The 8,283-nt window shown below is 75.2% G+C and carries 8 protein-coding genes; 4 read left to right on the plus strand and 4 right to left on the minus strand.

Annotated features, from left to right (window positions below; genetic code table 11):
• Positions 1–78: 78 nt before the first annotated feature.
• Positions 79–258 (plus strand): hypothetical protein, encoded by a 180-nt coding sequence (locus ACOJUF_RS25880; protein ID WP_420124678.1) that lies wholly within the window; start codon positions 79–81, stop codon positions 256–258.
• 55 nt (positions 259–313) lie between these two features.
• Here ACOJUF_RS25880 and ACOJUF_RS25885 read toward each other — a convergent pair whose 3' ends face one another.
• Entirely contained in the window at positions 314–823 is a 510-nt protein-coding gene (locus ACOJUF_RS25885; RefSeq protein WP_420124679.1) for a YbaK/EbsC family protein, read from the minus strand.
• Positions 824–1,050: 227 nt separating this feature from the next.
• Here ACOJUF_RS25885 and ACOJUF_RS25890 point away from each other — a divergent pair, with 227 nt between their 5' ends.
• From ACOJUF_RS25890 to ACOJUF_RS25900, 3 genes are all read left to right on the plus strand, one after another.
• On the plus strand, positions 1,051–1,569 hold the full coding sequence (locus ACOJUF_RS25890; RefSeq protein WP_420124680.1) for a mycothiol transferase: 519 nt from the start codon (positions 1,051–1,053) through the stop codon (positions 1,567–1,569).
• A gap of 1 nt (position 1,570) precedes the next feature.
• On the plus strand, positions 1,571–2,752 hold the full coding sequence (locus ACOJUF_RS25895; RefSeq protein WP_420124681.1) for a glycosyltransferase: 1,182 nt from the start codon (positions 1,571–1,573) through the stop codon (positions 2,750–2,752).
• A gap of 104 nt (positions 2,753–2,856) precedes the next feature.
• A complete protein-coding gene (locus ACOJUF_RS25900) occupies positions 2,857–5,466 on the plus strand; it encodes a 5'-nucleotidase C-terminal domain-containing protein (protein WP_420124682.1) in 2,610 nt (869 codons plus the stop codon).
• 120 nt (positions 5,467–5,586) lie between these two features.
• On the opposite strand, the gene ACOJUF_RS25905 is transcribed toward ACOJUF_RS25900, so the two are convergent.
• Genes ACOJUF_RS25905 through ACOJUF_RS25915 form a run of 3 tightly spaced genes read right to left on the minus strand, consistent with a single transcriptional unit; the run spans position 5,587 to position 8,192 of the window.
• A complete protein-coding gene (locus ACOJUF_RS25905) occupies positions 5,587–6,195 on the minus strand; it encodes a hypothetical protein (RefSeq protein ID WP_420124683.1) in 609 nt (202 codons plus the stop codon).
• Between the two features lie 43 nt (positions 6,196–6,238).
• The gene (locus ACOJUF_RS25910; protein WP_420124684.1) at positions 6,239–7,495 is read right to left on the minus strand and encodes a sensor histidine kinase; all 1,257 of its coding nucleotides are present in this window, start codon (positions 7,493–7,495) and stop codon (positions 6,239–6,241) included.
• A gap of 34 nt (positions 7,496–7,529) precedes the next feature.
• Complete coding sequence (locus tag ACOJUF_RS25915; RefSeq protein WP_420124685.1) at positions 7,530–8,192, minus strand: response regulator transcription factor; 663 nt, start codon at positions 8,190–8,192, stop codon at positions 7,530–7,532.
• Positions 8,193–8,283: the final 91 nt, after the last annotated feature.

Genomic DNA, 8,283 nt, shown 5'->3' on the forward strand with positions numbered 1-8,283 from the left:
CATTCACAATTGAAGACGCGACCACAGTCGTTCGCGGTCAGCGAGCAACGGCCCCCCAGCGAACAGAAGGTGATTGTCATGCACGTCTCCGCCATCGCGTCCCACGTCTCGGACACCGGCATGGTCGGCAACCCGAAGCGCGTCCGCGGCCTCGACGCCGCCCTGGCGTCGCAGCCGGCCACCGAGCCGCGGCCGACCCTGGTCGGCAACCCGCGCCGGGTGCGCGGCCTGTCCGCCGAGGACTTCCAGGCCGCCTGAGCACTGGTTCCCGGGACCGCCCGTCCGGCTTGCGCCGGCGGGCGGTTCCGGCGTTTCAGGGCCCGTCCGGCCCGGCCGGGGCCACCTCGATCGGTTCGCCGCCGGTGATCGACAGCAGCTCGGTGTAGCTGGTCGGGAAGACCGCGTGCGGGATGCCACCCGCCGCCCAGACCACGTCATAGGGCGCCAGGGCACGATCCACGAACGTCCGCACGGGTGCCGGGTGCCCCACCGGCGCCACGCCGCCGATGGGCTGTCCGGTCGCCGCCCGCACCTGCTCCGGCGTCGCCCGGCCCAGCTCCCCGACCCCGAGCAGCGACGCCACGTGCGCCGTGTCGACCCGGTGGCCGCCGCTGGTCAGGATCAGCACCGGCTCGGCCGTCCCGGGCGCGCCGGCCGGTGGCCCGGCCATGAAGATCAGGCTGTTGGCGATGGCCGCCGGGGTGCAGCCCAGGGCGGCAGCGGCGTCCTTGGCCGTTCGCACCGCGTCGGCCAGCATCCGCACCTGCCCCGCGGCCCCGGCCGCGGCCAGCGCCCGGGCGACCTGTTCGACGTTGGCGTGCACGCACCCTCCGTTCCGGCGGCCCGCCGGCCGCCCCTGACCACCACCGACCCCGGGACCGACCAGGCCGACCCGGCACGGTCGACCGCACGCGACCGCCCGTCGACCGCCGCCGCACGGCCGGGACACCGCCGCCGTACGGCCGGGGCACGGCCGGACCGCGGCGGACCGTCGGACCCCTGGTCTAGCGTCGCGATCGGATGGTTCATCGACTCGTGAAGGAGCTTGCCATGGCCGGGACCGCGGATCTGCTGCTGGACGGCTACGGGCGGATCGCCGAATCGACCAGGGCGGTGCTGGACGGGCTCCCGCCCGCGCTGCTGACCTACCGGGTGGACCCGTCGGCCAACACCATCGCGTGGCTGATCTGGCACCTGACCCGGGTGGAGGACGATCACCTGGCCGGCGCGTTCGGCACGCCCCAGGTCTGGATCGCCGACGGGTGGGCGGCCCGCTTCGCGCTTCCGTTCCCCGACGACGTGCACGGCTACGGGCAGACCCCGGCCGACGTCGCCCTCGTCCAGCCGTCGGCCGACGACCTGCTGGGGTACTTCGAGGCCACCCACGCGCGGGCCCGGGAGCTGCTCGGCGGCCTCACCGACGCCGACCTGGACCGCGTGGTCGACGAGGCCTGGGACCCGCCGGTCACCCTGGGCGTGCGGCTGGTCAGCGTGCTGGACGACGCCCTGGAGCACGTCGGGCAGGCCGCGTTCGTCCGCGGCGTCGCCGAGCGCACGGCCCCGTCCTGACGTGCGCCTGCTGGTCGCCTTCGCCGGCGGCACCGGGCACTTCCTGCCCCTCGTGCCGCTGGCCGCGGCCGCCCGCTCCGCCGGCGACCGCGTCCTGGCCACCGGCCAGGCGGCGATGATGGGCCCGGTCGCGGCGGCCGGGTTCACCACGGTCGACAGCGGCGGCCGGACGCTGGCCGACGCAGCCGTTCGCCGGCCGCCGGCGCCGGTCGACCGGGCGGCCGAGGCGGCCGTGCTCGCGAACGTTTTCGCCCGGCGGATCGCGCGGGAGCGCGCGACGCGCCTCATCGGCATCGGCCGCACCTGGCGACCCGACCTGATCCTGCACGACGAGGTCGACGCCGGAGCCGCGATCGCGGCGGACGCGCTCGGGGTGCCTCGGGTCGAGGTAGTCGTGCTCGGAGCCGGCGGCACGACGGAACGGGACCGGTGGGCCGCGGGCGTGGCCCGGACCGCTCGGGAGCTCGGCCGGCCGGGCCCGCCGGCGCCCCCCGTGCTGATGGTCGAACCCGCCCCACCGGGCTTCCGGAACCCCGCCGACCCGCTACCCGGGCCGGTCCTGCGGACCCGTCCGGCGGCGCTGGAGCAGGCCCCCGGCGGGGCCGGCCCGCCGGGTGCGGTCCTCGACTGGCTCGACCGGGTCCCGGACCGGCCGGTCGTCTGGTTCACCCTCGGCACCGTCTTCCACCAGGAATCCGGGGACCTGTTCGATCGGGTCACCGGCGGGTTGAGCCGGCTGGACGCGTCCGTCGTGGTGACCGTCGGGCCGGGGATCGACCCGGCCGAGCTCGGCCCACGGCCGGCCCGGGTGCGCGTCGAACGCCATGTGCCGCAACAGGTCCTGCTGCCCCGCTGCCACCTGCTGGTGTGCCACGGCGGGTCCGGCAGCGTGCTCGGGGCGCTCGCCCTGGGGGTGCCGATGCTGCTGCTGCCGCTGGGGGCGGACCAACCCGCGACGACCGACCGCTGCCTCGCCCTCGGGGTCGCGACGGCCCTCGACCCCGTGCGGGCCACCCGCGCGCAGATGGCCGCGGCGGCCCGGAACCTGCTGGCGCACGGCCGGTATCGCGCCGCCGCCGCCTCCTGGCGGTCGGCCTGCGCCGCGCTGCCGACGGCGGCCCGCACTCTGGACCGGATCCGGTCGACACTCCGGACGGCGAACCGTCACTCATCCAGCTCTTGACGTTTGCACATCGTTCGCCCATGTTCATGATGATTAACCTCCCTTCGCCGCGCGAAAAAGCCGACGAAGCAACTATTCCGATCAAACCGGACAGGGGCGAACGAATGCGGCAACGGTGGCAGCATCGGATCGGGCGGCGCGTCGCCGCGGTCGGAACGGCCGGGGCGGTGGTCCTGGCCCAGGTGGTCGTGGGCACCGCGCCCGCCGCCGCGGCCGACCCGGTGACGCTGAACATCCTGACCGTCAACGACTTCCACGGTCGGATCAACGCCACCACGGTGCAGTTCGCCGGGACCGTCGAACAGCTCCGGCAGGCCGACGGCGCCAACGGGGCCAACACCCTCCTGGTCGGGGCCGGCGACCTGATCGGGGCCTCCGAGTTCGCCTCCGCCGTCGCCGGCGACCAGCCGACCATCGACGTGTTCGACGAGCTGGGCATGGCCGTGTCGGCGGTCGGCAACCACGAGTTCGACCAGGGTTTCGCGGATCTGACCGACCGGGTGATCGGCCCCGCCGGCACGCGCAACGCCCAGTGGGACTACCTGGGCGCCAACGTGTATCAGAAGGGCACCACGACACCCGCGCTGCCCGAGTACGGCGTGTACACGGTCAACGGGGTCCGGGTCGGCGTCATCGGCGCCGTAACCGAGGAGACGCCCACCCTGGTCTCGCCGGCCGGCGTGAGCACGCTGGACTTCGGCGATCCCGTCGCCGCGGTGAACCGGGTGGCCGACCGGCTCACCGACGGGAACCCGGACAACGGCGAGGCCGACGTGCTGATCGCCGACTACCACGAGGGCGGCCCGCGCAGCGGAACCCTGGCCGACAACCTCACCAGTGACGTCTTCGCCGGGCTGGTCAACGGCACGTCGCCGAAGGTGTCCGCCATCCTCAACGGCCACACCCACCAGACCTACGCGTACCAGGCCCCCGTCCCCGGCGGCTCGGCGACCCGGCCGGTGATCCAGACCGGCAGCTACGGCGCGAACGTCGGCCAGATCACGCTGACCGTCGATCGGGAGACCGGCGCGGTGACCGCCTCGACCGTGCGCAACGTGCCCCGGACCACCACCCCCGCCGCCGACCTGATCGCCGCCTTCCCGGCGGTCCTGGGGCCGGTCGACGCCACGGTCACCGCGGCCCTGGCGAACGCCACGCAGGTCGGAAACCAGCAGGTCGGCACCCTCACGGCCGACATCACCACCGCCTACACCGACCCGGCGGCGGCCTGCGTGCAGGCCGGGCAGTCCGGGCCGCGGGACAAACGGGCCGCCGAGTCGACCCTGGGCAACCTGGTCGCCAACGCGTTGCGGGACTCGCTCGCGCCGGCGGACCGGGGCAAGGCCGACTTCGGCGTGGTCAACCCGGGCGGGCTGCGGGCGGACCTGTGCTTCGCGCGCAACGCGGCCAACCCGGCCGATGCGGACGGCGCCATCCTCTACTCCGAGGCCAACGGGGTGCTGCCGTTCCTGAACAACCTCGGCACCACCTCGCTGACCGGTGCGCAGGTCACGACCATGCTCGAGCAGCAGTGGCAGCGCGACGCCAACGGCAACGTGCCCAGCCGGCCCTACCTCCAGCTCGGGCTGTCGGACAACGTCACCTACACCTTCGACCCGCAGGCCCCCGAGGGCTCGCACATCACCTCGGTGACGATCGACGGCACGCCGCTCGATCCGGCGGCGACCTACCGCGTGGGCACGTTCTCGTTCCTGCTGTCCGGCGGGGACAACTTCCGGGTGTTCACCCAGGGCACCGGCACCACGGATTCCGGCCTGATCGACCGGGACGCCTGGATCGCCTACCTGACGGACAAGAGCCCGCTGGCGCCGGACTTCGCCCGGCACGCGGTCCAGGTGACGAACCAGCCGACCGAGGTCGCCGCCGGCGGCCCGGTCAGCTTCGACGTCGCCGGCCTGGACCTGACCAGCCGGGGCGCGCCGGCGAACACCGGCCTCGCCGGCCGGCTCACCCCCGCGTCGGGCGAGCCGGTCGACGTCGGCCCGTTCACCGTGCTGGCCGGCGCGACCACGGTGAAGTTCGACCTGCCGGAGCAGATCGCCGCCGGTCCGGCGACGCTGACGCTGACCGCGGACCCGTCCGGCACCGTCGTGACGATCCCCCTGACGATCACCGCGACCTCCTCGGTGACACTGGCCGCCAGCCCGGCCAGCCAGGTCTACGGGCTGGCCCAGGTGGTCCTGACGGCCACGGTGCAGGCGTCCGCCGAGCCCACCGGCACCGTCGAGTTCCGCAGCGGCGACACCGTGCTGGGCACCGCGCCCGTCACCGGTGGCACCGCGACCCTTCCGCTGCCGGCCGGCACGCCCGCCGGCAGCTACGACGTCGTCGCGCACTACTCCGGCGGCGGATCCGGGGCGGGCGCCGTCCCGGCGGCCGACTCGGCGCCGGTCACGGTGACGGTGACCAAGGCGGGATCGGGCACGCTGCTGGCGCCCGGGCTGTCCCTGCCGTTCCTGGGCACCCTGCTGCTGGGCGTCGTCGTCCTGGACAACGGCCAGCCGGCCACCGGGACCGTGCAGATCGCCGCCAACGGCCGGACGGTCGGCGCCACCGGCCTCCAGCGGTCAGGGCTGTTCGTGTTCCTGGCCCCGCGCGGCGGCAAGGGCACCACGTACACCGCCACGTACGTCCCGGCCGACCCGGCGAACATCGACGGCAGCACCAGCAACCCGGTGGTGGTCCGGCGCTAGGGGTGCCCGGCCGGGACCCGCCCGGCCGGGCAGGCTCGGCCAACGAGAGCCTGCTGCCCGGCCGGGACCTGCCCGGCCGGGCAGTGCTGGGCCGGGCAGTGCTGGGCCTGGGCGCCCCGCCTACGACGCGCCCGTCGGGCCCGGCGCCGGGAGGCCGTGCTCGGCGGCCAGGAAGGCCGCCCCGCGCGGGGAGAGCTCGTAGCCGACGTCCAGGCTGTGGGTGAGCCCAAGCTCCTTGAGCTTGCGCACGTCGAGCTTGAACGGCTTGGTCTCGCGACCGAGCGAGGCAGCCAGGTCGGGCGCCCGGACGGCCGGGTTGGCCTCGATGAGCGTCAGGATCTCGCGCGTCCAGGGCCCGGTCCGGCGGCCGCGGTCCATCCGGTCCAGGGTCGCGGCGATCTCGGCGATCTCGGCCGGGGTCGGCAGCGCGGCCCGCAGGGCCACCCGCTCGTCCGGCCGGTCGAAGGCGACCCCGATCCGGTACAGCTGCGCGCCCCGCCCGCGCCGGTTCGCGGCGTGCAGGGCGGCCAGCGACGGCATCCCGGCCCCGCGGGCGTCGTCCTCGGTCAACGACTCCTGCGCCACCTGCTGCACCGAGGTGAACCGGATGACGCCGGCGCCGGTCCGCTGGGTGCCGCCCACCCGCACCCGCGGCGCGTCCCACCGCCGGAACACGGCGCTCACCGACCCGTCCCGGATCCCGTCGGCCACCGCCCTGGTCAGCAGCACCTCCGGCCTCCCTTCCTGTCCCGCGCCGGCGCCGGCGCCGGCGTCACGGGCCGGGTGCCGGCGGCGCGTCCGCCGACGGAAGCCGGACCCGTACCCGCAATCCTCCGTCCGGCACCGGAGCGGCGTCGACCACGCCATCGTGCGCCGCGACGACGGCCCGCACGATGGACAGGCCCAGCCCCGTCCCCCGCTGCCCGGTCCGCGGCCGCCGGCCCTGCCGGAACGGCTCGAACAGCTCGGCCACCGTCGCGGCGTCGATCACCGGGCCGGACGAGGCCACCTCGAGCACCGCATCGCCGGCGACGGCGCCGTCGACGCCGCCGGCCGGCACGGCGTCGGACCCGCCGGTGGCGATCGAGATCCAGCCGCCGGTGACGTTGTGCCGCACCGCGTTCTCCACCAGGTTGCCGATCAGCCGGCCGAGCAGCGCCGGGTCCCCGGAGACCGGCGCCGGACCGCCGGACACCGTCACCGCCAGCCCCCGCTCGGCGATCGCCGCCTCGTTGACCTGCAGCGTCGGCCCGACCAGCTCGGCCAGGTCGACCTCCTGCCGCACCGAGACGCCACGGGCCTGCGTCCGGGCCAGCAGCAGCAGGGAGGTCAGCAGCTTGTCCGCCCCGTCGGTCGCCTCCAGCACCACCGCGCCCATCTCGCGCAGCTGGGTCACGTCGGCCGCCGGGTCGGCCAGGGTCACCTCGACCTCGGTGCGGATCACCGACAGCGGGGTGCGCAGTTCGTGCGAGGCGTTGGCGACGAACCGGCGCTCGGCGTCGAACGCGGCCTGCAGGCGGTCCAGCATCTCGTCGAACGTGTCGGCCAGGTCGGCCACCTCGTCCCGCGGGCCGGGCAGCCGGATCCGGCGGTCCAGCGAGGACTCGGACAGCACCCGGGCGGTGCGGGTCAGCGTGAACAGCGGGCGCAGCGCCCGCCCGATCAGCAGCCAGGACAGCAGCGCGCCGGCCAGCACCTGCAACGGGAAGGCGATCAGGCCGACGATCAGCACGATCTGCCGCCCCTGCGCGGCGATCGCCGCAGCCGCCGCGGACGCCTCCACCAGCGCCCCGTTGACTTCGACCAGCGTGCCCGGCGGGAACCGCGGCAGCGCCGCGACGACCCGGCCGACGACGAGGTAGGACAGCGCCAGCAGCAGCGCGCCGACCAGGGCCAGCAGCGCGGTGGACAGCAGGGTCAGCCGCAGCCGCAGGCTCTGCCGGGCGTCGATCGGGCCCCGGCGCCGGCGCGCCGGACCGTTCGGCTCGTCCTTGTCGCTCGTCCGGGCGCGCTCCGCCGGCCCACTCATCGGGGCTCGTTCATCCGGGCTCGTGCCGCGCGGGTCAGCCCGCGCCCACGCGATAGCCGGAGCCGACCACCGTCTCGATGATCCCGGGCTCCCCGAGCTTGCGGCGCAGGGTCATCATCGTCACCCGCACGGTGGTGGTGAACGGGTCGGCGTTCTCGTCCCAGACCCGTTCCAGCAGTTCCTCGCTCGAGACCACCGACCCGCCCGCGGCCAGCAGCACCTCGAGCACGCCGAACTCCTTGCGGGTCAGCTCCAGCGGCCGGCCGGACCGGGTGACGGTGCGCTTGGCCGGGTCCAGCTCCAGGTCGCCGATCCGCAGCACCGGGGGGACCGCCGGCGACGAGCGGCGGCCCAGCGCCCGGATGCGGGCGACCAGCTCGGGAAACGCGAACGGCTTGGTCAGGTAGTCGTCGGCGCCCAGGGACAGCCCGTCGACCCGGTCCTCGACCCCGGCGGACGCGGTGAGCATCAGCACACGGGTGGTGTCGGACGCCGCGACGATCTCGGACAGCACGTCGTCGCCGTGCATCTCGGGCAGGTCGCGGTCCAGCACGACGACGTCGTACCGGGTCAGCATCGACTTCTGGTGACCCTCGCGCCCGTCGTAGGCGACGTCGACGGCCATCCCCTCGGCCCGCAGGCCGCGGGCGATCGCGTCCGCCAGCCGCCGGGCGTCCTCCACCACCAGGACCCGCATGCTCTCCCCTGTGCCGTACTCGGTTACTGCTGCCCGGCCGGTTCGCCGGCCCGGGCCGGCTCCGTGCTGCCCCGCGCGATCAGCTCGGTGA

The sequence above is a fragment of the Nakamurella sp. genome (assembly GCF_048594475.1).
Taxonomy (GTDB): domain Bacteria; phylum Actinomycetota; class Actinomycetes; order Mycobacteriales; family Nakamurellaceae; genus Nakamurella.

Bases quoted from the DNA above. Each gene is read 5' to 3' on its own strand.
- ACOJUF_RS25880 (WP_420124678.1), top strand. From the start codon at position 79: ATGCACGTCTCCGCCATCGCGTCCCACGTCTCGGACACCGGCATGGTC.
- ACOJUF_RS25890 (WP_420124680.1), top strand. From the start codon at position 1,051: ATGGCCGGGACCGCGGATCTGCTGCTGGACGGCTACGGGCGGATCGCC.
- ACOJUF_RS25900 (WP_420124682.1), top strand. From the start codon at position 2,857: ATGCGGCAACGGTGGCAGCATCGGATCGGGCGGCGCGTCGCCGCGGTC.
- ACOJUF_RS25910 (WP_420124684.1), bottom strand. From the start codon at position 7,495: ATGAGTGGGCCGGCGGAGCGCGCCCGGACGAGCGACAAGGACGAGCCG.
- ACOJUF_RS25915 (WP_420124685.1), bottom strand. From the start codon at position 8,192: ATGCGGGTCCTGGTGGTGGAGGACGCCCGGCGGCTGGCGGACGCGATC.